We start from the raw sequence: 22,038 nt of genomic DNA, 5'->3' as shown, positions 1-22,038 counted from the left end.
TTTTTTCAGATGCTTTTATCTTTAAAAACCAATGAATAAAAGCGGGTCAAGCTATTTATTTATTTATTCAATTGAAGGAAACCACCATGAACGCCCTCTCTACCCCCGAAACCGCTGCCCTGACCGCTGCCGTGCAATTGACCGATGCCGAACGCCAGCCCTGCGAGGTTTGGACCCGCGTGATGGGCTACCACCGCCCGGTGGCCAGCTTCAACATTGGCAAGCAAGGCGAGCACCACGAGCGCCAGTTCTTCCGCGAGCAGCAGTAAGTCCATGGCCCGCCGGATTGCCTTGGGTGCATTGGGGGCCGCCCCATTGCGTGTCAGCGGCTTGACGCGCATGACCAGCATCGACTTTCCCGGCCAGCTGGCGGCCGTGGTGTTCTGCCAGGGCTGCCCCTGGCGCTGCGGCTATTGCCACAACCCGGATCTGCTCGATGCCACCGCGCCTGCGGCCATGGCATGGGGTGAGGTGCTGGCCTTTTTGCAGCAGCGCCAAGGCTTGCTGGATGCGGTGGTCTTCTCCGGAGGCGAGCCACTGCTGCAACCCGGCCTGCCCACCGCGCTGCAGGAAGTGCGCGCGCTGGGTTTTGCCACTGGCCTGCACACCGGCGGCATGTACCCCGAGCGCCTGGCGGCCGTTCTGCCGCACCTCGATTGGGTGGGGCTGGACATCAAGGCCCCGGAAGGCGACTACGCCCGCATCACCGCCACTCCCGGCAGCGGTGCCAAAGCCTTTGCCGGCTTGCAATGCCTGCTGGCCAGCGGCGTGGATTTTGAGTGCCGCACCACCTGGCACCCCGGCTTGTTTCCCTTTGCCGATTTGCTGGCCCTTGGGCGCAGCCTGCAGGCCCAGGGCGTGCGCCAGTGGGCGGTGCAGCAGTGCCGCAGCCCCGATGCGGCTGCGTGGTGCTGGACGGCCGGGCAGCAGGAGGCGCTGGCCCAGGGCTGGCACGGCTTTACATTGCGCACTGCATAAAATTGATGCAAATCAATCTCATTAACTTTTTTGTGGCAATAAAATAGATGAACTTTTCATCATCTTTTGCCATGTCCCATTTATCCCGCTTCCGCTGCGCCTTGCGGCCCCTGGCCTGGGCCGCTGCCGTCACCTGCATTGCCACGCCCGCCGGGGTGGGGGCCCAAACCGCTGCCGTGCTGCCCGATGTGACGGTGCGTGCCGACCAAGATGGCCGCCTGCCCCTGGCCCCGTCGGCCCAGCGCGAGCGCCAGCGCCTGGAGCAACTGCCGGGCGGCACCAACCTCATCCAGCCGCAGCAAGCGGCCCGCTTGGCCACCTTGCGCGATGCGCTGGATTACCAGCCCGGCATCGTGCTGCAAGACTTTTTTGGTGCCACCGACCAGCCGCGCCTGTCGATTCGCGGCTCAGGCATCCAAAGCAACCCGGTCAATCGCGGCGTGGTGCTGCTGCAAGATGGCCTGCCGCTGAACGAGGCCGATGGCTCTTTTGTCATCGGCACGTTGGAGCCGCGCAACGCCGCCCTGGTCAGCGCCCGCCGGGGTGCGAACACCCTTACACCCAGCGCCACCACCCTGGGCGGGGAACTGGATTTTCAATCGCTCACCGGTGCGGATGAACAAGGCGTGGTGCGGGCTGAAGTGGGCAGTTTTGGCCGCAAGGCCTTGCAAGGGGCGTTGGGCCTGGTGGGCCAGCAGTGGGACGGACGCGTAAGCGTCAGCAGCGACCGCTTTGACGGCTACCGCCACCACAGCGCCTCGCGGCGCGATGCGCTGCACGCCAATGTCGGCTTTCAAAGCGGCGGGGTGGAAAACCGCACCTACCTGTCGTGGACGGATCTGGCATTTGAAATCCCCAACGTCGTGCCCAAAGACCGGGTGCGCAGCGACCCCCGGGGCGTGATGGGCGATGGCAGCACCCCGCAGGACAAGGCCATCAACATCTACCAACGCGACCCCCGCCGTGAAACCCAGCAACTGCGCCTGGCCAACCGCACGCGCTGGGGCAGCGACAGCCTGCGCCAGGAAGTGGGCGTGTACTGGCAGGATACGGACGATTGGTTCAAAGACCCGGCCGTGAGTACGCGCACCGACAGCACCACCTTCGGGGCGCAGTGGCGGGCCGATGGCCAGGTGGGCGCAGGCCTGCAATGGCACACGGCACTGGCCTGGTCGCGCAGCACCATGGACCGCACGCTCAACGCCGTCAGCCCCGCCAACGGCCGCGATTTGCAGCGCTTTGGCGCTTACGACCTGACCGCCGACAACCTGCAAGCCCAGGTGGGGGCCCACTGGCAATTCGCCCCGGCTTGGAGCCTGGTGGGCCAACTGGGCGGGAGCCAGCAACGCCGCGATGCCACCAGCCGCCAGACGGGCCAAACCCTGAATCAGCAATGGACGTTTGCCACGCCCAAACTGGGGCTGAACTGGCAGATTACACCCAGCACCCGGCTGTGGGCCAATATCAGCCGCAGCCAGGAAGCGCCCACGTTCTGGGAAATCGTCACCGGTGCCGTGCCCAACCCGGGCAACCCGGCGACCGCCGTCAGCGGATTGACCAAACTCAAACTGCAACGCGCCACCACTTGGGAGCTGGGCGGCCAGGGCCAGTGGGGCACAGGCAACCGCGCCACGCATTGGCAACTGGCGCTGTACCGCAGCCAGGTGGCTGACGAGATCATGAGCGTGACGGATGCCAACGGCCTGTCGGCCAGTACCACCAATTACGCGGGCGGCACCCGCCACCAGGGCATTGAGGCCGGGCTCAGCGGCAGTTTTGCCCTGGGTCAGGGGGCATTGGACTGGCGCGGTTCCTGGACGCTGAGTGACTTTCGCTTCAAGGACGGCATCTACGCTGGCAACCGCATTGCCGGGGTGCCGCGCCACCTGATCAATGCCGAGGTGCTGTGGCGCATCGCCACCACCAGCGGCACCTGGCGCGTTGGCCCCAACCTGCGCTGGATGCCCAGGGCCACGCCCATCGACCACGCCAACACGGCGGGCAGCACGCAGGACAGCTATGCCCTGCTGGGCTTGCAACTGCAATGGCAGCAAGGCCCGTGGATGGCCTACCTGATGGCCGAAAACCTGACCGATCGGCGCTACGCCAGCAGTTTTGCCATCCGCAACCAGGCCACCGCGGCCCAGCCCGGCTACCTGCCCGGGGTGGGGCGCAGCGTGACGGTGGGCATGCGCTACAAGTTTTAAACGAGGAGCCCCTGCCATGCCGCCTGTCGTAAACCGCCGCCAACTGCTGCAAACGGCCGCCGCCCTGGCGGCCCCCACCGTGCTGCCTGCCTGGGCGGCCCCCTTGCCGCAACTGACCCTGTCCGGGCCACCGGCCATTGTGTCGGCCCCCTTGATCCACATGGCGCAAAGCAATGCGCTGGCCGGTGTGGCGGCCAAAACGGTCTTCACCCCGTGGCGTGACCCCGATCAGCTGCGCGTGATGGCGATTGGCAACAAGGCCGACATCCTGGCCATGCCGAGCAACGTCGCGGCCAACCTCTACAACCGGGGCGCGGGGGTGCAGCTGCTCAACATTGCCACCTGGGGGGCATTGTGGGTAGTCACCCGCGATGGGCAGCGCCAAACCCTGTTGGACTTCAAGGGCGAGGAAATCGCCGTGCCTTTTCGGGGGGACATGCCCGACATCATGCTGCAACTGCTGTGCGCCAAACAGGGCATCAACGCCCAGCGCGACCTGCAGCTGCGCTACGTGCCCTCGCCCATGGAGGCGATGCAGCTCTTGATTACCCGGCGCGTGCGCCATGCCCTGCTGGTGGAGCCGGGGGTGTCGATGGCGCTGCGCAAAACCCAGTCCTTTCCCGTCAATGTGGTGGCCCCTGAATTGCACCGGGGAGTCGATCTGCAGCAGGAATGGGGGCGGCTGTTCAAGCGCCCGCCGCGCATTCCGCAGGCCGGGATAGCGGCCGTGGGCGCGGTGCGCCAGCACCCCGAGGTGCTGGCTGCCGTACAAAAAGCGTATGCCGCATCGGTGGTCTGGTGCCGGGCCAACCCGCTGGAGTGCGGCCAGCTGGTGGCGCAGCACGTCGATCTGCTCACCCCCGAGGCGGTGGCCGATGCCTTGCCGCACAGCCAGCTGGAGGCCGTGCCGGTGGCAGCGGCGCGATCAGAGATCGACTTCTTCTACCAGCAGCTGTTTGCGCAAAACCCCAGCCTGCTGGGTGGCAAGCTGCCCGATGCCGGACTGTTTGGGAGCGTTTAGTGGCTTTGCTGTGGCGCTTGCTGCGCGGCATGCCCGCGTATTTGTGGAGTGGCTGGGGCGCCGGTGCCAGCCTGTTGCTGTTTATCGCCCTGTGGGAGCTGGGCGCAGCGTATTACGGCGAGCTGATCTTGCCCGACCCGCGCACCACCTTCGCCACCCTGGGGCAGTTGCTGCAATCGGGCCAAGCCTGGCCCGAGCTGTGGATTACCGCCCGCCGTGCCCTGACCGGGCTGCTGCTGGCCGTGACTGTGGGCAGCGGCCTGGGGATGCTGGCCGGCCTGTCGATGACGGCGGCCATGATGGCCCGCCCCTGGGTCACCCTGCTGTTGGGCATGCCCCCCATTGCCTGGCTGGTGCTGGCCATGCTGTGGTTTGGCGCGGGCGATGGCACGCCGGTGTTCACCGTGTTTGTCGCCTGCCTGCCGGTGGTCTTTATTGGTGCCTTGCAAGGCACGCGCACGCTGGATTTGCATTTGAAGGATATGGCCCGCGCTTACCGGCTGCCCTGGCGCATGCGCCTGCTGGATGTGTACCTGCCCCACGTGGCGGCCTATTTGTTTCCGGCGTGGATCACGGCCCTGGGGTCGTCGTGGAAGGTGGCGGTGATGGCCGAGCTGCTGGCCACCAGTGACGGCGTGGGTGCAGCCTTGGCGGTAACGCGCTCGCACCTGGACATGGGGGCCTCGCTGGCCTGGATTTGTGCCGTGGTCGGCATCTTGTTGCTGCTGGAGTACGGCGTGCTCGAACCCATCAAGCGTGAGCTAGAGCGCTGGCGCGAGGCCGGAGCATGACGGCGGCCAATACGCACCAACTGCGCGTGCGCGCCCTGCGCCATGCCTACGGCCCGACGGTGGTTCTGGACAACGTCGCGCTGCGTGTGCCCGCAGGCCGCACCGTGGCGCTGGTCGGCCCGTCTGGCTGCGGCAAAACCACGCTGCTGCACCTGTGCGCCGGGCTGCTCGAGGTGCAGGAGGGGCGCATCATCCAGCCCTTTGCCCCCACGGCGGTCATGTTCCAGCAGCCGCGCCTGCTGCCCTGGATGGCAGTGCTGGACAACATCGCCCTGGCCCTGAAAGCCCAGGGCGTGGACAAACGCCAGCGCCACGCGCAGGCGCGGCAGATGGCTTTGGCCCTGGGCCTGCCCGAACTGTCGCTGGCGCAATACCCGGCAGAACTTTCGGGCGGGATGCAAAGCCGCGTGGCCCTGGCCCGCGCCCTGGTGCTAGCCCCCAAGCTGCTGCTGATGGACGAGCCGTTTTCTGCCCTGGATGTGGGCTTGCGCTACCAGTTGCACCAGTTGCTGCTGGAGCAGCAGGCCGCCAGCGGCATGGCGGTGTTGCTGATCACCCACGACCTGATGGAAGCCGTGCGCCTGGCGGACGATGTGCTGGTCATGGCCCCCGGCCCGGGGCGCATCGTGGCGCACTACCAGCCTGCGGGCGCAGCGCTGGCCCGCACCGATGACCTGGTGTACCGCTGCGCTGCCGAGCTGCAGCAGCATCCGTTGGTGCGGGCGGCGTTTGAATTGCCTGGGGAGGGGTTGGCGGCGGAGTGTGCTTTGGGGCGGTGGCAGGAGGTGGGGGGAAGTAATTAAATTGATAGCTTGTACCGCTTTAATTGAATAGTTTTTAGGTATTTTTATTGATTAAATCAAATGGATTTGAGCGGTAATAACTATCTTTTTGTTTTTTGGGTTTGCTGGCCGGGTCTCGCCCCGGCGGACGACCTCCTTTCTTGCCCGCGCAAGAAAGGAGGCAAAGAAGGCGTGCTGCGCAGCTTGAATACCTGCCGTGGAACTCGCTTCGCGCCCTGTGGGCGCTGCGCTCAGACAGCCACGGCAAATATGAATCGGTAGAGGCATGCCTGTGCAAAGGCTGCGCTTCTTTTTGGTGTTTTTGAAATGATGAATCTTCCGTCTTCTCCCTTGGATCGCCGGCATCCCGTGTGGATTTGCGCCATGCGCCCGTTCTTTTTGCTGGCGCTGGTCTGCGCCATCCCCTTGGTGTGCTGGTGGGGCGGGGTGTTGGCCTGGGGGTGGCCGGTGCCTGCGGTGGCGGGCGGGGCCATTGTTTGGCACGCGCATGAGCTGGTGCTGGGCTTGGCCGTGGCGGCGGTGGCCGGTTTTGCGCTGACGGCCTTGCCGGAATTTACCGGCGTGGCCTGCGGCACCTGCCGCCAGCTGCGCGTGCTGGTGGGGCTGTGGCTGCTGGTGCGCCTGGGGTTTTGGGCCTCGGGGGCGCTGGGCCTGCCGGCCTTGGTGCTGGCGGGGGCCAGCCAGCTGGCGCTGCTGCTGGGCGTGGCCTGGGTGTTGCTGCCGGCCCTCAAGACCGCTGTCGGGCGGCGGCACTGGGCGTTTGCCTGGCTGCTGTTGGCCCTGGCCGTGACCAGCGCCGGGTTTTACAGCGATGCCCTGCGCGGCCTGCCGGGCCTGCGCTGGCTGGATGCCACGGTGGGGGTGCTGATGCTGCTGATCGTGGTGGCGGCCAGCCGCATTTCCATGCGCATTGTGAACAATGCGATTGATGAAATCACCCCTGGGGCCGCGCCCTACCTGGCCCGCCCGCCCCGGCGCACGATGGCGGCGCTGTGCATTGGTTTTTATACCGGGGCGGAATTTATTGCGCCTGGGCAGCCGGTGACGGGCTGGCTGGGGCTGGCCGCAGCGGCGGCTATGCTCAACCTACTCAACGACTGGCATGTGGGCCGCCCGCTGTGGCAAAAGCGCTTTCCCGCGCTGCTCTACGCCATGTACTGGTGCATGGTGCTGGGCTACGCTGCCTTGGGGGCGGCGCAGCTGGGCTGGCTGAGCGGCGGGATGAGCGCCGGGCGGCACTTTTTGACCATGGGGGCCATCGGGCTGGGGATATTCATCGTGCTGTCGATTGCGGGCCGGGCCCACGTTGGGCGGCCCTCCGACGCTGGCCCCTGGCTGGGTCTGGGCGGTGCCGTGCTGTTGCTGGCCACGCTTTGGCGGGCCATGGGGGCTGTGCAAGGAGTGGGCTGGCCGGTATTGGCTGGCGCTGCGCTGCTGTGGTGCGTGGCGTTTGGTATGTTGGCTTGGCGTGTGGCCCCTGGACTGTGGCTGGCCCGCACCGATGGCAAAACGGGGTGCGCCGATTAGGGCCGAGCGCCCATGCCTGTTCAGCTGGCCCAGCGCCCCAGCCCCAGCTCCACCCAGCCGTTGCCCCGGCGCAGCAGCCACAGGGCTTGCAGCCCCAGGCGCTGGGCCAGGGCCAAGCCGGCGGTGTCGCCCAGTACCAGCAAGGCGGTGGCCCAGGCATCGGCCCACATGCAGTTGGGGGCCAGCACGCTGACGCTGGCCACGCCATTGCGCACGGGGGCCTGCTGGCGGCCATCCATGCTGTGGGCGATGCGGGTATCGCCCAGGGCAAAGTAATGGCGATAGTCGCCCGAGGTGGCAATGGCCATGTCCTGCAGTTCGACCACACCATGCACCGCGCGGCGTTGTGGCTCGGGGCTTTCCACGGCCACGGGCCAGGGGTGGCCGCTGGCCTGGTGGCCCAGGGCGTACAGCTCGCCATCCAGCGCGACCAGGGCATGGCCAATGCCGTGCTGGCGCAGTTGTGCGCTCATGCGATCGACGGCAAACCCCTTGGCAATGCCGCACAAATCCAAGGTGAGCGGGGCCAGCTTGCGCAGCTGGGAGCCTTGGCGCTGCAGCACGTCCCAGGTGGGCGGGCGTGGTTGCTGCCGGGTGTGCGCAATGGCCTGGGCATCAGGGGCGGTAGCGCTGCCAAAGCCCCAGGCGTGTACCAAATCGCCTACGCCGGGGTCGAACGCGCCGTTGCTCAGGCGGGCGACTTCTAAGGCGCAATCGAGTACGTGCAAAAATTCTGTGGGCAGCTCCAACCACTGCCCCACAGGCGCACGGTTGCAGCGCAGCAAATCACTGTCCGCCCGAAAAGGGGACATTTGCGCATCCACCTGCGCCACAGCGGCTGCCAAGTCGTGGCGCAAAGCCGCTTGCTGCGGGCCGGACAAGTCGGCATCCAGCGTGACCGACCAGCGGGTGCCCATGATGGGGCCGTGCAGGTGCAGCCGGGGCAGTTGCTGGTCTGGCGCAGGCAGCGCGTTAAAACACATCTTGGGCATAGCGTTGTGCCTCCTTGAGCTCGTGCAGGGATTGGCCTTGGCGGGCCAGGATGTCTTGCAGCACGGCCTCTACCGCCTGGGCCATGGCCTGGCTGCCGCACACGCGCACCTGGGCCCCTTGGGCCAGCCAGGTGGCAATGCGGGCGCTGTCCTGGCGCAACAGGTCTTGCACATAGCGGCCCGGGCTGCCCCGGGAAAAAGCGGTGTGCAGGCTGCTGAGTTGTCCGCTGGCCAGCCAGGCGTGTAGTTCGTGCGCAAAAAACAAATCCTGCCCCGGGTGGCGTGCCCCGGCAAACAAGTGCATGGGCCGCGCCGGGTGGGCACGGATCAGGCCCACCAAAGGCGCAATGCCCGTGCCCGCGCCAATCAGCAGCACGGGGCTGTTGCCCGGCGGCAGGGCAAAGCCGGGGTTGGGGCGGACAAAGGCTTGCAGCGTTTGCCCGGTTTGCAGGCCGTGCAGAAAGGTCGAGCAATAGCCACCGGGGAGCAAACGCACGCAAATTTGTGCGCTGCCATCGGCTTGGCTGCTGGCCAGCGAGTAATAGCGCGGTAGCCGTTGGCCGGGGGGCACGATGCCCAGCAAATCGCCCCCCTGAAATGCGGGCAAAGCCGCCCCGGCCGGGCTGGCCTGCAAATGCAGCACCACAGCGGGCGGGGCATCGGCACCGGGGTAATCCTGGCGCTGCACCAGGGTGAAGGGCTGGGTGGCGGGCAGGGGCGGGCAATAGTCCAGTGCCAGGGTCGGCTCCAGCCCCAGAGCGTGGCCCAGGCTGCGCCCCCAGCGGGCAAAGGCTTGGGGCGATTGTTGGTGGATGCCTTCCCAGGGCAGCAGCTGTGGCCACCCTTGGGTGGTGAAGCATTGCGCCAAGGCTTGGGCAAAGCCGCAAAACTGCGGGTAGTGCCGATCACCAAACCCCAGGATGGCCATGGGGATGGATGGGGGGGCGGCGGGCCGCTGTTGTGCCAACTGGCGCAGCACGTGGCGGGCGTGGTGGGGGGCCTGACCAGCGCCATAGGTGGCCGCCAAAATCACAATGCGCTGGGTGGCGGCATGGTGCTGGAAATGCTCTAAAGCGGCGCTGTGAACCTTCAGGCCCTGTGCCACCAGGGCCTGGTGCAGGGCCTGGGCAAAGCCCCAGGTGCTGCCGCCTTCGCTGGCCACAAAAATCAAGGTGTCGGCCTGCGCAGCAGGGCTGTTGTGCGCCGTCAGCGCTGGGGTGGCTGCCAGTTTTCGGGTCTGCCGTGCGCTCCACCACAGGCGCAGGCCGGTATAGCTCAGTAGCACGGTGGCCATGCTGGCCCCGGCTAAAACCAGCGCCCACAGCCAGGAAGCCTCGCCCGTGTGCAGCCACCGCGCCCAGCGGTACAGCCACTGGCTGGGGCCGGTGGCCTCCCAGGTCAGCAGCTTGCCGCTGTAGCGGTCAATCCAGCCGTGGCCTTGCTGGGTGTGGATTTCCCAGCTTTGCGCCGCATCGTCGGCGCTGGGAAAGCGCAGCACCTCCAAATCTTGCACGCGGTAGGCGTGCAAGGCGCTGAGGGCTTGCGGTGGCAAAGGGGTGCCTTGCACGGTACTCAGGGGTTCTGCCGCTTTCAGGGTGGGCTCGGTCTCTAGCCAGCCCTGGGTGGCTGCGGCCAAAACCAAAGCCGCCGCGCTGGAGATGACCAGCAACGGCACCCCCCAGCGGCCCCATTGCACATGCAGGCGCTGCAGGGCGCTGCCTGGCACCGGGCCGTACAGCCGCCGCCAGCCGCCCATGCGGCGCAGCAGTAGCGCCCAGCCGCTGAGGCTGAGCACCAGCAGCGCCGCCGCGGCACTGGCCGCCAGCCAGCGCCCGGCATCGCCCAGCAGCAACTGGCGGTGCAGGTTTTTCACCCAGCGCGGCAACAGGCTGGGCTGGTAGGGGCCCAGCACCTGAGCGCTGGCCGGGTGGATGCGCCAGGCCTGGGCTTGCTCGCCGTCAAAGGCGTACACCACCAGGGTGCCTGCAGGCTGGCGGCGCAGCGCTTCCACCCCTGGGATGGTCTGCTGCACCTGCTGGGCCAGCGCGGGCAAACTCAGGGCTGGGCCGGGGCTGTTGGCAGTGGTTTGCGCAAATTGTGTGGCGTGGCTTCTCAGGGGCTCCAGGGCCAGCACCCAGCCGGTCAGTGCCAGCACCACCACCAGCAACCCCAGGCCCAAGGCCAGGGAGCGGTGCAGTAGTTTCCAGGGCATGGTTGCGTTCCTTATCGTGCTCGTGCGGTCAAGGCAAATCAAACCGTGTGGATTGGATGTATTGCTTGCCACGGACGGGCTGGCCCGCTTGCGTGGTGCTCAGGGGTACGCGCACTTCGGCCGGGCTGTCGCGCTGGTCTTCTACCGCTGCGTCGATGCGGATTTCATACCCGGCATCCAGCAGGGCATCGGCCAGATCGGCGGTGACTTTGAGCGTGCGGCCCGCGCCCACGCTGGCCCCCGTGACCCCCAGCAGGCGCTGGTTGTCGGCGGCAGACAGGCGGCTCCAGGCACTCAAGTGCTTGTAGTACTTGGCTTTGCTCCCAGCCACCCACAGGGTGCCGGCGTAGGCTCCCTGGGCGTTGGTCAGGTAAACGGCCAGGTAGGCCCCATCGCCGTTGTAATTTTTCAATTGGGTGGTAATCGTGACGGGGCGGCTTTGCGCCAGGCCGGGCAGCAGCAAGGCACAGGCGGCGGCAATGGTGCCCAGGCGGGGCAGGGTGAAGGCAGTCATGGCAGTGCTTTCGGTGGGGTTGGGGGGGCGGGCGGCTTATTCCACCGTGGCGCTGCTGCGGATGGCCGGGCGCTGGGGCGTACTGGGCGCAGCGGGGGCAGCGCTTGCCGGGTTGGCCAGTGGCAGGTTGGTGCTCATTCCCTGCCCTTGGGCTTGGTTGGGGCCGTCGTGCGCGTCGCTGTCTTTGCGGCGTTTTTTGGTTTTGAACTTCACCAGCTCCAAGCTCTGGGGATCAATCTTGGCCTTGAAGCGCTGGCCTTGGGCATCGGTGCCGCGCACTTCGTAGCAGCCATCGTCGATGCCAATGCGCTCCACTTGCCAGCCGCGTTGCGTGGCCATGCTTTGGACGGCTGTGCGTGGCTGCCATTGGGCCGCGGGCACTTCGCAATCGTCATCGGCCCAGGCCGGGGCACTGCTGACCAGCAGGCCTGCCAGGGCCACGCTGGGCCACCAAGCGCGGCGGCGCTGGGCGGGTGCGGGTGTTTTGGAAGGGTGGGGGTGAAAGTGGGTCATGCTGGGCTCCTTCAGGGGTCAAGACAGCAAACACTGCTGTTGGGAGCCATTGTTGAAAACCAGCCGTGAACCCAGGCTGAAGGCGCGGTTCAGCTTGTGTTCATCTGCAAAGCGATGTGGGGTGGAGCGCTGGCAGGCGGTGCCGGAGTGTGGCTAAACGCTGCGCCCCTGGCCGGCTTCTTCGTGGGTTTGCCCGTCACGAATGTGGTAGATGCGCTGGAAGGTGGGGATGATTTTTTCGTCGTGCGTGACCACGATGATGGCCGTTTGGTACTGCTGGGCCATGGCGTTCAAGATGCGCACCACGGCCAGGGCGCGTTCGCTGTCCAGCGGGGCGGTGGGCTCATCGGCCAGGATCACGGGCGGGCGATTGACCAGGCCCCGGGCAATGGCCACGCGCTGCTGCTCGCCACCCGAGAGCTGGCTTGGCATGGCCTGGGCGCGGTGCTGTACGTCCAGCGCGGTGAGCAGTTCCAGCGCTTGGGCGCGGGCCGGGGCATCGGGCATGCCGGCCAGCATGGGCAGCAGGGCCACGTTGTCGATGACGTTCAAAAACGGTATCAGGTAGGGCGCTTGAAACACAAAGCCAATCTTGTCGCGGCGCAGCGCCCGCAGGTCGCGCACCTGCCAGCGGCCGTCGTTAAAAATGGTTTCTTCCCCCAGCGTCATGCGCCCGCTGGTGGGGTCGATCACGGCACCCAGGCATTTGAGCAAAGTGCTTTTGCCGGAACCTGATGGGCCAATCAGCCCCACCACCTCGCCGGGGGCCACGTGCAGGTTCACGTCTTTCAGCGCCAGCACGGCGGTATCGCCTTGGCCGTAGCGCTTGCTCAGGTGTTCGATGTGGATGCCGTGGTGCATGGGCTATTTCTTAATAAAAAAGGCTTTTAACGCTGATGGGGTAAGCGGTTGCAGCTATTAAATATAGTGATTGAAGCCTAAGAACGTGTTCACGATCTCCTCATGGGTGTGCGGGCGCGGCTTCGGGCGGTCTGCGTCGTTGCAAATCCTCGCAATAGCCAAGCTATTGCTGTGGTTTGCGCCTCGCAACCCATCCCGATCCGCATCCCCCACACCTTCATTCGAGATCATGAACACGTTCTTAGCCAATGGCTTCGGCCGGATCAATGCGTAGCGCAATGCGGATGGCCACCACGCTGGCCAGGGCGCAAATGGCCAGCACCGCCGCCAGCGCGGCCACGCTGTCCTGGGGCAGCAGGAGCACGTATTTGGGAAAGATGGGCGCTGAAAAAGTGGCGCTGATTTTGCCCACGGCAAAGCCAATCAACCCCAGGGCCAGGGCCTGCTGCAAGATCATCCAGGCGATGGTGCGGTTGCGCGTGCCAATGAGCTTGAGCACGGCGATTTCGCGGATTTTGTCCATCGTCAGCGTGTAGATGATGAAGGCCACAATCGCTGCGCTCACCGCCGCCAAAATCACCAGAAACATGCCGATTTGCTTGGCCGAGGTGGCGATCAGCTTGCTCACCAGCACTTCTTGCATCTGCGCACGGGTAAACACCGTGAAGCGCTTGGCGCGGGCAATGGTGTCGGCCACGGCAGCGGCATCCGCCCCAGGGGCCAGGCGCACCAAGACGGCATTCACCGAAGTGCTGCTGGCCTGGCTGGCCTGGACGGCATCGAGCACCTGCTGCTGCCCCGGACGGTTGAAGGCCGGGTTGCTGGCCGTGCGGGCGCGTTGGCGCCAGATGGCATCGTTGTCTTTTAAAAACTGCGCCTCCTGCGCATCCTTCAAAGGGATGAACACCATCGGGTCGCCGCTGGAGGAGACCATGCGCTGCGTCAGCCCCACCACCCGGTAGCGGTGGCGGCGCAGGGTGATTTCTTCGCCCAGGGCCAAGCCGGTGGCCACATCGGCCACGGCCTCGTAATGGCTGCGCACCACGTGCCGCCCGGCCACCAGGTGCGGCGGCCAGCCCGCCGTGGCCGCCTGCGTGGCCGGGGCCAAGCCCACCACCATGGCCCGCACCTCCTGCCCGGTGGCCGTGCGGCGCACCTGCATGGTGAAGTAGGTCACGTTGGCCGCTTCGGCCACGCCGGGCACCGAGCGCACCATGCGCCAGGCATCGTCGGCCAGGCTGGACGATTCGGCATACGGCCCCTGGGTGTCTTGCTGCACCACCCACAGGTCAGCGCCGCTGTTGTCCAGCAGGGCCTGCCCGTCATCGACCATGCCCCGGTACACCCCGGCCATGATCAGCGTCACGCCAATCAGCAGGCCCAGGCCCAGGCCGGTAAATACAAACTTGCCCCAGCTGTGCAGAATGTCGCGCCCGGCCAAAGAGATCATGGCGCGGCCTTTGGCTGGGTGTTTGGCTGTGCGCTTGGCTGGGTCGCTGCCAGATGCTCAACCACCTGCACCCGTGCGCCTGCGTGCAGGGCTTTGGCGCTGTGCAGCACCACGGTGTCGCCCGCTTGCAGCCCAGCGAGCACCTGCACATTGCCCTGCAGATCGTTGCGGCCCAGCGTGACCGGGGCAAAGCGCAGCCCGTCTGCCGTGCGCTGCCACACGCCGCGCTCCAGCCCTTGGCGCTGCACGGCGGCCAGGGGAATCACCGGCGTGGGCGGCAGGGGCGGGGTGTCCAACGTTACCTCGGCCAATTCGCCCAGGGGGGGCAGGGGGGTGGGCACCTCGGTGAAGGCCACTTTGGCCAGCAGCTCCTCGGTCACGCTGTCGGCGTGCGGCTCCACGCGCACCACGCGGCCGGGCAGCGGCGCATCGCCGCGCGAGCGCAAGCGGATGCTGGCTGGCAAGCCCGCGGCCAGCCCCACGGCGGCGCTTTGGTCCAGGCGCAGATGAATCCACACGCTGCTGGGCACCACCAGCTCCAGCACGGTTTGCCCGGCCACCACGGTGCTGCCCGGCTCCACCGCGCGGGCGGTGACGATGGCTGCTTGCGGCGCAATCAGCTGCAAGTGCTGGCGCTGGGTGCGCAGGGCGGCCACCTCGGCGCGGGTGCGCTGCAGTTCTTGGTGGGCAGCGGCCAGGGCGGCCTGGGCCACGTCGCGCTCTTGGCGCTTGAGGTGCAGGCTTTCGGCGCTGGTGGCTTGGGCCTGGGCCAGCTGGGCATAGCGCTGTAGTTGCGCGGCGGCAAAGTGCTGCCGGGTCTGCGCCTCTTGCACACTGGCTTGGGCCCGGGCCTGGGCGGCCTCCAGGGCGCGGATGCGGGCATCCAGATCGACCGGGTCCATGCTGCCCAGCACCTGCCCGGCTTGCACGCTATCGCCCACATCCACGCGCAGCGTTTGCACCCGCCCGGCCACCGTCGGCCCCAGGGTGTGCAGTTGCCGCGCCTGCACCATGCCCAGGCCAAACAGCTGCGGGGTGAGTGCCTGCTGGCGCACCTGCACTTCGGTGACGGGGATGGGGGCCATCGGCCCCGTGCGCAGGGCCACCCACAGCAGCAATGCGCCCAGGGGCAGCAGCACGACCAGCACTTTGAGCTTGGCAGGCGAGAGGGTTGGGAGTTTCATGGCCGTACCGCTTCTTTATAATTTGTAGCACTCTGCGCAGCAGGGGCGGCCAAAGCGCGCGAAAACAAGGCATAAACCGCCGGGGCTTGCTGCTGCATTTGGCGCATATCCCCGGCCAGCAGGGCTTGCATCACCAGCCCTTGCACGCTGCCGATGAACAGCAGCACCGTGGCCTGCACATCAATATCAGCGGCCACGCTGCCCTGGGCTTGGGCCTGTTCGATCAAGCGGCGCAGGCGCTGCCCGTATTCGCGCAGCAGGGTTTGCGCCAGGCGCTTGGGGGCCGAGTTGTCGGCCCGCTGCAGCTCGCCAAACAACATGCGCGGCACGCCTGGGTGCTGCACGGCAAATTGCACATGGGCCATGAAGACCGCCTCCAGCGCCGCCCAAGGGGTGGGGGCGGCGGCCATGGCGCGGTCAATGCGGGCCAGCAGCTTGCTGGCCACCCACTGCATGACGGCTTCCAAAATCGCTTCTTTGTTTGGGAAGTGCTTGAACAGCGCCCCTTGCGTCACCCCCATGTGGCGGGCAATGGTGGTGGTGGTGATGTCGCTGGGGTTGCCGGTGGCAGACAGTTGCACCACCGCCTCCACAGTGGCGGCGCGGCGCTCGTCGGCGCTGAGGTATTTGGCAGGGGTTTGCATGGGGAAAGATAGTAACTTATTACTATATTTCCCAATAAACAGAATGGATGTTCTCTATTTAATAAGGAGCTGTTTACGCTGATATATAAAGGATTTCAGAATACTTTTAGCCTGAGATCCTTTATTGACAAGCGCTGGCAGCTCTCTTTTATTGCTTTGGCAGTGTGGCCTTGAGCTGGTACAGCGCTTCCAGCGCCTCGCGCGGGGTCAGGGCGTCGGGGTTGATCTGCGCCAGCAGCGCCTCGGTGGCGCTGGGTGCGGGGATGTCGGCGGCAGGCGGCGGGGCAAACAGGTCGACTTGCGTATCGCCAGCGCTGGCGCGTTCTTCCAGCGCGGCCAGCGCATGGCGGGCGTGGTGCAGCACGCTGGCCGGAATGCCCGCCAGCTTGGCCACCTGCACGCCGTAGCTGCGGCTGGCCGGGCCGGGTTGGATTTCGTGCAGAAAGACGATGTCGTGGCCATTTTCAGCGGCGGCCACGTGCATGTTGATGGCGGCGCGGGCCTGGGCGGGCAGCTCGGTCAGCTCAAAGTAATGCGTGGCAAACAGGGTAAAAGCCTGCACCTTGTCGTGCAGGTGGCGGGCAATGCCGCTGGCCAGGGCCAGCCCGTCAAAGGTGGAGGTGCCCCGGCCAATTTCGTCCATCAGCACCAGGCTGTGCGCGGTGGCACTGTGCAAAATTTGCGCCGCCTCGGTCATCTCCAGCATAAAGGTCGATTGCGCGTTGGCCAGATCATCGGCCGCGCCAATGCGGGTGTGGATGGCATCAATTGGCCCCAGGCGGCAGGCGCGGGCCGGCACGTAGCTGCCCATGCTGGCCAGCAGCACGATCAGCGCCACCTGGCGCATGTAGGTCGATTTACCGCCCATGTTCGGCCCGGTAACGATGTGCAGGCGCTGGCGCGGGTTCAAATCGGTGCTGTTGGGGATGAAGGTGGCGTTGGCCGTTTGCGCCAGCCGCTCTTCCACCACCGGGTGGCGGCCTTGGTCAATCTCAATGCACGGCTGGGGCGTAAAACTGGGGGCGCACCAGTTCAAGGTGAGTGAGCGCTCGGCCAGACAGCACAGCACATCCAGCGCCGCAATCGCCTGGGCCACGCGGGTGAGTGCCGGGATAAAGGCTTGCAGCTGGTCCAGTAATTGCTCGTACAGCCACTTCTCGCGCTGCAGGGCACGCTCCTGGGCGGACAGGGCCTTGTCCTCAAACGCCTTGAGCTCGGGGGTGATAAAGCGCTCGGCATTTTTTAGCGTCTGGCGGCGCTGGTAGCGCGCGGGCACCATGTCACGGTAGCTATTGGTCACCTCAATGTAAAAACCATGCACACGGTTGAACTGCACGCGCAGGTTGGGGATGTCGGTCAGCAGCTTTTCCCGGGCTTCCAGCTCCAGCAAAAAATCATCGCAGTTGGTCTGGATGGCGCGCAGCTCGTCCAGCTCGGCATCAAAGCCGCTGGCAATCACGCCGCCATCGCGCACCAGGGCGGCCGGCTCGGGCAGCAGGGCGCGCTGCAGCAGATCGGCGCAGCCTGCGGGCGGCTGTAAGTCGCTAAAAATTTCAATCAAATAAGGTGATTGCGTAGGTGGTGTCTGCGCTAACAGCTCTGCTTTTTGAAGTGTTTGCGCCAGCGCCACCAGCTCGCGCGGGCGCACCTGGCGCAAGGCCGTGCGGGCGGTGATGCGCTCCACATCGCTCACGCCCTTCAGGTGCTGGTGCAGCACCTGCCACGGGGCGCTGCTGGCCGCGGCCGGGTCGCCGCGCAGCACGCCAATGGCCTGCAGCCGCGCCTGCGCCGGGGCACGGTCGCGCGGGGGCTCGAGCAGCCAGGTTTTCAGCAGGCGGCTGCCCATGCCGCTCATGCAGGTGTCGAGCAAAGAAAACAGCGTCGGGCTGTCCTCACCGCGCAGCGTTTGCACCAGCTCTAAATTGCGCCGCGTGCTGCTGGGCAGGCGCATCAGCGCATCGCTTTGCTGCACTTGCAGGCTGTGGATATGGGGCAAATTGCGCCCCTGGGTGTGTTCGGCATAACTGAGCAGCGCCGCGCTGGCAGCGTGCGCCAGGGGCAGGTCTTGGGCCTCCCAGGCGTGCAGGCTGCTGCTGCCGAGCAACTCCAGCAATTTGCTGTGGCCCAGCCCCGCATCAAACTGCCAATCCGGGCGCGGGGCCAGCGGGCAGCCAATGTGCCCGCTGTGGCGCAAGTCGTGCAAGGCGTGCTCAAACCGCTGCGTCACCCCCGCGCTGTACAGCACCTCGCTGGGGGCAATGCGGGCCAGGGTTTCGGCCAGCTCAGCCTGGGCGCATTCGGCCAGGTGAATGCGCCCCTGCGTCACACTCATCCACGCCAGCCCCACGCGCTGGCGGCCCCCGCTGTGCAGGGCCAGCAGCATGGCCTCGCTCTTGTCCGACAGCAGCGCCGTATCGGTCAGCGTGCCGGGCGTGACCACGCGCACCACCTTGCGTTCTACCGGCCCCTTGCCCACGCCCACCTCGCCCACCTGCTCGCAAATGGCCACCGACTCGCCCAGCTTGATGAGGCGGGCCAGGTAATTTTCCAGGGCATGAAACGGCACCCCCGCCATGCTCACCGCAAACCCCGCCGACTGCCCGCGCGTGGTCAGCGTAATGTCCAACAGGCGCACGGCTTTTTCGGCATCGTCCCAGAACAGCTCGTAAAAATCGCCCATGCGGTAGAGCACCAGGGTGTCCGGGTAGTCTTTTTTGATAGCAAGGTATTGCGCCATCATCGGCGTGTGCTGCTCTAAAGGCGTGGTGTAGGGGGAGGGGGCAGCAGCAGAAACGCAGGCGGGGGAGGCAGAAACGGTCAAAACAGGCTCTTTTAGGCAGGGTGCAAAGCGGCGTAGTGTAAAAAAAGCCGCAAGGACTGTGTGCGCTTGCGGCTAGTGGCTTGCGGGGTGGCACGCGGTCAGGCTAGCCCATGGCTTTGAATTTGCCTTGTTGCACCGCTTCGCGCAGCACTTCATTCAGGCGGGTTTGCCAGCCCTTGCCGCTGTCCTTGATGGCGTGCAGCACGTCGGCATCAATGCGGGTGGTGATGGGGGCCTTGGGCTGCTGCACCGGTGGGCGGCCCCGGCGGCGCAGGGGCTGCAGCTTGGCAGCCAGTTCTGCAGTTATTTCCACAGTGTCTGGGTCAGCGGCAATGCCACGGTTGATGGCCGCATCCTCTGCATCTGTGGGGAGGATGAGGCCCGATTTAGTCCGATTGGCTTGCTTGGTCATAGTGCTTGATCTCCCGCTTGTTGGCCTTGCGCAGACTGATGATGCGCATGGTGTCGCCACGCTGCACGAACACCACGACATACAGGCGCTGTGCAATGACGGCATAGCCCACTTCACGCACTTCGCCGTAGTCGGCGCGATCATCGACAAAACAGAGCACGTCTGGCCATTGGATGGCACTTGCCAGGGCCAGCGATACACCATGCTTGGCCTGGTTGGCGGCATCTTTCTGGGCATCGTATTCTGTTCGCATGTTTTTTATTGTAAGTACATTTATTAAGGCAAGCTTTATGGTGCACGGCCTTGAACAGATACAAAAACCGAGGGGACGTCGCAAGGTGTCGCGCCAAGTGCCGCAGCCCGAGGCGTTGCTGCACAAAAAAGTAAGCGCTGCCCGTGAACAAATCTGTGCCGGTGACTACGCCAGCGCCGACGAGGTGGAGGCACGCTTTGCCACCCGCCGCGCCCAATGGCAAGGCAAGGCTGGCGGTGTGGAAAATCAAGGTGTAGTTTTAATTTGATAGCTGCTCACGCTTGCTGTATAAGCACTAGATCCTGTTTTTATACTTGTAGAACTTACGTGCGCCTTCTGCCTTCTTTGTGGGAGCGGCGGTGTAAGTTCTGACCAAAGGTTTCGCAGATGCTGGGCCTGGCCTTGAAATACCCCGAACGGTAAATATTGCTTGTGCGAGGCAGTTACTTTCCTATAATTTCCCGATCAGGAAATTGATCGGCATGACCTTCATCCACACCCCCGAACAGCTTGGCCAGGCCCTGCGCAGCGCCCGCAAGCAGCTGGCGCTGACCCAGCCACAACTGGCGCTGGCCGCTGGCGTGGGGGTGCGCTTTGTGGTGGAGCTGGAGGCGGGCAAGCCCACGGTGCGGCTGGTGCAGGTGCTGCGGGTGATCGATGCCCTGGGCGGCACGCTGCAATTGACGGGCTTGCCTGGTGCAGAGGAGCAGCCGGGCGCATGAGCTCGATGGTGGGCCAGCGCTGCCTGAATGGCTTGATTGTGTAGAAACGCCATCGGTGCTTTTCAAAATAAAATTTTCTTTACTACATTGCAAATTATTGCTGTATAAGAGTTTTTTTTGAAAAATTACAGATAATTTTTTCTTTGATTGCAGATGTTTGCCTATGCCTGCGTTCTCCCACTTCGATCTTGCCCTGCTCAATCCGGCCTTTGATTCACCCTTGGTGGATGTGCTCACGGAGCTGGAGCACCTGCGCCGCCTGCAACTGAGCGGCACCACGCCCGCGCCGCTGTTCTTTCAGCTCAAGCGGGTTTTTCACATGCTGGAGAGCTTGGGTTCAGCACGCATCGAGGGCAATCACACCACGCTGGCCGACTACGTGGAAACGGCGCTGGATGGCAGTAGCAATGCCAGCGCCGCCGATCCAATTCATGAGGTGGCCAATATTGAAGCGGCCATGGCGTACGTTGATGAGGTGGTGCAGGCTGGTCAGCCCATTACCGAGCATTTGGTGCGTGAACTGCACGCGCAGACGGTGCAAGGCCTGCGGCGCGAGGGCGATCCCACCCCCGGCGCTTACCGCAGCGGCCAGGTGCGTATTGTTCAGGCGCAGCACCTGCCGCCGCCGGCGCTGCGCGTGCCTGACTACATGCAGGAGCTGGTGGCCTTCATCAACCGGGACGATGCGCCCAAGTACGACCTGATCAAGGTGGCGCTGGCGCACCACCGCTTTGGCTGGATTCACCCCTTTGGCAATGGCAATGGCCGCGTGGTGCGGCTGCTGACCTACGCGCTCTTGGTCAAGTACGGCTTTAACGTGCAGGCCGGGGGGCGTGTGCTCAACCCGACGGCGGTGTTTTGCAGCGACCGCGAGCAGTACTACGCCATGCTGGCGGTGGCCGATGGCGGTACCACCGCAGATCTGGAGCGTTGGTGTATTTATGTGCTGCAAGGGGTGCTGGTGGAGCTGCAAAAGGTCGATCAGCTCACGCGCTACGACTATCTGCACAGCCGCGTTTTGCATCCGGCGGTGACCCATGCCCATGCCCGGGGCTTGATTACGGCGCAAGAGCAGGCGGTTTTGCTGACAGCGGCACGGCTGGGCGTGGTGAAGGCGGCGGATTTGGCCGGTGCCATGCCGGGCCTCAGTAGTGCCCAGCGAAGCTATCAAGTGCGCAAATTGACAGAGAGCGGCATGTTGCGCCCCATTGAGCCCAAGGCGCGCCAATACACCCTGGGTTTTGACAACAATTTTTTGATGCGCGGGGTGATCCATGCGCTGGCGCAGGAGGGGTTTATTTCGGCCCCTTTGCGTGGAGATAAAACCGTATGACCCCCATCGGCCAAATCGAACGCAAAACCCAAGACCGCGTGGTCGCCCTGCTGCAGGGGCGCCTGGGCTATGCCGACCTGGGCAACCCCGCCCAGCAGGCCAAGGCGGCCACCAAGCGCCCGGATGTGGTGCTGTATGTGAACGGCATCGCGCTGGCGGTGTTGGAACTCAAGCGCTCCACGGTGTCGGTGGCCGAAGGCATTCGCCAGAACCTGGACAACCAGAAGAAGGAGTTCATCCAGCCGTTTTTCTCGACCCTGCAGTGGCTGATGGCAGGCAACGACAGCGAGGGCCTGCGCTACGCCACGATTGAAACGCCCGAGAAATACTGGCTGCAGTAACTGTTGATATTAGTTGCTCTTGACATCCTCCCCGCCCTGAAGAGACGGGGATTCCTACTGCGTTAATGGAGCGCGTTGAGCGCTCCATTAATCGCCTCGGCGGGTTCCTGCTTCTTAGAAATTGCACACCTTGCCTTTGCAGGCTTGGCGCGACTGACATTTTCTCCACAGGCTAAAACGCGATGTCCTCGCGCTAAAATATTGATCGCACCAACATGGTCAGCATGTGCTGTGTGGTCACAGGCCACGCAGCAAAATACCGCCTGAGTTTTGCGATTATCAGCATGAATATGACCGCAGCGCGGACATTCTCTACTGGTATTTTTTGGATCTACAGCGACAAATATGCCGCCAGACCACTGCATCTTGTATTCAAGCTGTCGGCGAAACTCGCCCCAACCTTGATCCAAAATCGACTTGTTTAAACCCGATTTTGCTTTGACATTTTTTCCAGGCGCT

General features: G+C 64.8%; 23 protein-coding genes. 11 read left to right on the top strand and 12 right to left on the bottom strand.

The window, feature by feature from the left end; translation table 11 throughout:
* Positions 1-86: 86 nt before the first annotated feature.
* The 7 genes from nrdD to ACFO24_RS05735 all read left to right on the top strand — a co-directional run bounded on the left by nrdD (position 87) and on the right by ACFO24_RS05735 (position 7,327).
* Positions 87-269, top strand: coding sequence for an anaerobic ribonucleoside-triphosphate reductase (gene nrdD / locus ACFO24_RS05765; RefSeq protein ID WP_377737387.1), 183 nt, complete (start codon positions 87-89; stop codon positions 267-269).
* A 4-nt stretch (positions 270-273) separates the two neighbouring features.
* Positions 274-978, top strand: a complete 705-nt coding sequence (locus ACFO24_RS05760; RefSeq protein WP_377737385.1) for an anaerobic ribonucleoside-triphosphate reductase activating protein — start codon at positions 274-276, stop codon at positions 976-978.
* 71 nt (positions 979-1,049) lie between these two features.
* Positions 1,050-3,185 (top strand): TonB-dependent receptor family protein, encoded by a 2,136-nt coding sequence (locus ACFO24_RS05755; protein ID WP_377737383.1) that lies wholly within the window; start codon positions 1,050-1,052, stop codon positions 3,183-3,185.
* A gap of 16 nt (positions 3,186-3,201) precedes the next feature.
* Positions 3,202-4,206: an ABC transporter substrate-binding protein gene (locus tag ACFO24_RS05750; protein ID WP_377737381.1), complete on the top strand. Its 1,005-nt coding sequence runs from the start codon at positions 3,202-3,204 to the stop codon at positions 4,204-4,206.
* The gene (locus tag ACFO24_RS05745) at positions 4,206-4,997 is read left to right on the top strand and encodes an ABC transporter permease (protein WP_417286492.1); all 792 of its coding nucleotides are present in this window, start codon (positions 4,206-4,208) and stop codon (positions 4,995-4,997) included. Before ACFO24_RS05750 ends, ACFO24_RS05745 begins: the two co-directional genes overlap by 1 nt.
* Positions 4,994-5,800: an ABC transporter ATP-binding protein gene (locus ACFO24_RS05740; RefSeq protein ID WP_377737378.1), complete on the top strand. Its 807-nt coding sequence runs from the start codon at positions 4,994-4,996 to the stop codon at positions 5,798-5,800. The genes ACFO24_RS05745 and ACFO24_RS05740 overlap by 4 nt, the downstream gene beginning before the upstream one ends.
* 306 nt (positions 5,801-6,106) lie before the next feature.
* Positions 6,107-7,327 carry an NnrS family protein gene (locus tag ACFO24_RS05735; protein WP_377737376.1) on the top strand — a complete coding sequence of 407 codons (1,221 nt, stop codon included), beginning with the start codon at positions 6,107-6,109 and terminating at the stop codon, positions 7,325-7,327.
* Positions 7,328-7,347: 20 nt separating this feature from the next.
* Here ACFO24_RS05735 and ACFO24_RS05730 read toward each other — a convergent pair whose 3' ends face one another.
* From ACFO24_RS05730 to ACFO24_RS05680, 11 genes are all read right to left on the bottom strand, one after another.
* Positions 7,348-8,319 carry an FAD:protein FMN transferase gene (locus ACFO24_RS05730; protein ID WP_377737374.1) on the bottom strand — a complete coding sequence of 324 codons (972 nt, stop codon included), beginning with the start codon at positions 8,317-8,319 and terminating at the stop codon, positions 7,348-7,350.
* Positions 8,300-10,531, bottom strand: coding sequence for a PepSY domain-containing protein (locus ACFO24_RS05725; RefSeq protein ID WP_377737372.1), 2,232 nt, complete (start codon positions 10,529-10,531; stop codon positions 8,300-8,302). Before ACFO24_RS05725 ends, ACFO24_RS05730 begins: the two co-directional genes overlap by 20 nt.
* A 28-nt stretch (positions 10,532-10,559) precedes the next feature.
* A complete protein-coding gene (locus ACFO24_RS05720) occupies positions 10,560-11,045 on the bottom strand; it encodes a DUF2271 domain-containing protein (protein WP_377737370.1) in 486 nt (161 codons plus the stop codon).
* A 36-nt stretch (positions 11,046-11,081) separates the two neighbouring features.
* A complete protein-coding gene (locus tag ACFO24_RS05715) occupies positions 11,082-11,558 on the bottom strand; it encodes a PepSY domain-containing protein (protein WP_377737368.1) in 477 nt (158 codons plus the stop codon).
* 153 nt (positions 11,559-11,711) lie between these two features.
* On the bottom strand, positions 11,712-12,419 hold the full coding sequence (locus ACFO24_RS05710) for an ABC transporter ATP-binding protein (protein WP_207576145.1): 708 nt from the start codon (positions 12,417-12,419) through the stop codon (positions 11,712-11,714).
* A gap of 241 nt (positions 12,420-12,660) precedes the next feature.
* Complete coding sequence (locus ACFO24_RS05705) at positions 12,661-13,869, bottom strand: ABC transporter permease (RefSeq protein WP_377737364.1); 1,209 nt, start codon at positions 13,867-13,869, stop codon at positions 12,661-12,663.
* Entirely contained in the window at positions 13,866-15,053 is a 1,188-nt protein-coding gene (locus tag ACFO24_RS05700) for an efflux RND transporter periplasmic adaptor subunit (protein ID WP_377737361.1), read from the bottom strand. Before ACFO24_RS05700 ends, ACFO24_RS05705 begins: the two co-directional genes overlap by 4 nt.
* The gene (locus ACFO24_RS05695) at positions 15,050-15,697 is read right to left on the bottom strand and encodes a TetR/AcrR family transcriptional regulator (RefSeq protein ID WP_377737359.1); all 648 of its coding nucleotides are present in this window, start codon (positions 15,695-15,697) and stop codon (positions 15,050-15,052) included. The genes ACFO24_RS05700 and ACFO24_RS05695 overlap by 4 nt, the downstream gene beginning before the upstream one ends.
* Positions 15,698-15,845: 148 nt before the next feature.
* Positions 15,846-18,437: a DNA mismatch repair protein MutS gene (gene mutS / locus ACFO24_RS05690; protein ID WP_377737459.1), complete on the bottom strand. Its 2,592-nt coding sequence runs from the start codon at positions 18,435-18,437 to the stop codon at positions 15,846-15,848.
* A 184-nt stretch (positions 18,438-18,621) separates the two neighbouring features.
* Positions 18,622-18,930 (bottom strand): BrnA antitoxin family protein, encoded by a 309-nt coding sequence (locus ACFO24_RS05685; RefSeq protein ID WP_377737357.1) that lies wholly within the window; start codon positions 18,928-18,930, stop codon positions 18,622-18,624.
* Positions 18,905-19,183: a BrnT family toxin gene (locus ACFO24_RS05680; RefSeq protein ID WP_377737355.1), complete on the bottom strand. Its 279-nt coding sequence runs from the start codon at positions 19,181-19,183 to the stop codon at positions 18,905-18,907. The genes ACFO24_RS05685 and ACFO24_RS05680 overlap by 26 nt, the downstream gene beginning before the upstream one ends.
* A 37-nt stretch (positions 19,184-19,220) precedes the next feature.
* Between ACFO24_RS05680 and ACFO24_RS05675 the strand changes: the two genes are divergently transcribed.
* The 4 genes from ACFO24_RS05675 (at position 19,221) to ACFO24_RS05660 (ending at position 21,579) form a co-directional block, all read left to right on the top strand.
* Positions 19,221-19,451: a hypothetical protein gene (locus ACFO24_RS05675; RefSeq protein WP_377737353.1), complete on the top strand. Its 231-nt coding sequence runs from the start codon at positions 19,221-19,223 to the stop codon at positions 19,449-19,451.
* A 214-nt stretch (positions 19,452-19,665) separates the two neighbouring features.
* Positions 19,666-19,905 carry a helix-turn-helix transcriptional regulator gene (locus tag ACFO24_RS05670; protein WP_377737351.1) on the top strand — a complete coding sequence of 80 codons (240 nt, stop codon included), beginning with the start codon at positions 19,666-19,668 and terminating at the stop codon, positions 19,903-19,905.
* Between the two features lie 163 nt (positions 19,906-20,068).
* A complete protein-coding gene (locus tag ACFO24_RS05665) occupies positions 20,069-21,238 on the top strand; it encodes a Fic family protein (protein WP_377737348.1) in 1,170 nt (389 codons plus the stop codon).
* On the top strand, positions 21,235-21,579 hold the full coding sequence (locus ACFO24_RS05660; protein ID WP_377737346.1) for a type I restriction endonuclease: 345 nt from the start codon (positions 21,235-21,237) through the stop codon (positions 21,577-21,579). The genes ACFO24_RS05665 and ACFO24_RS05660 overlap by 4 nt, the downstream gene beginning before the upstream one ends.
* Positions 21,580-21,641: 62 nt before the next feature.
* Here the strand turns inward: ACFO24_RS05660 and ACFO24_RS05655 are convergent.
* Positions 21,642-22,038, bottom strand: a 397-nt coding sequence (locus ACFO24_RS05655) for an RNA-guided endonuclease InsQ/TnpB family protein (RefSeq protein WP_377737344.1), incomplete at its 5' end; no start/stop codon positions are given.

This window comes from Comamonas denitrificans (genome assembly GCF_042654745.1).
In the GTDB taxonomy this organism is placed as follows: domain Bacteria; phylum Pseudomonadota; class Gammaproteobacteria; order Burkholderiales; family Burkholderiaceae_C; genus Comamonas; species Comamonas denitrificans.
Note: the sequence above shows the minus strand (reverse complement) of the source record. Positions and strands in the feature narration are given on the sequence as shown.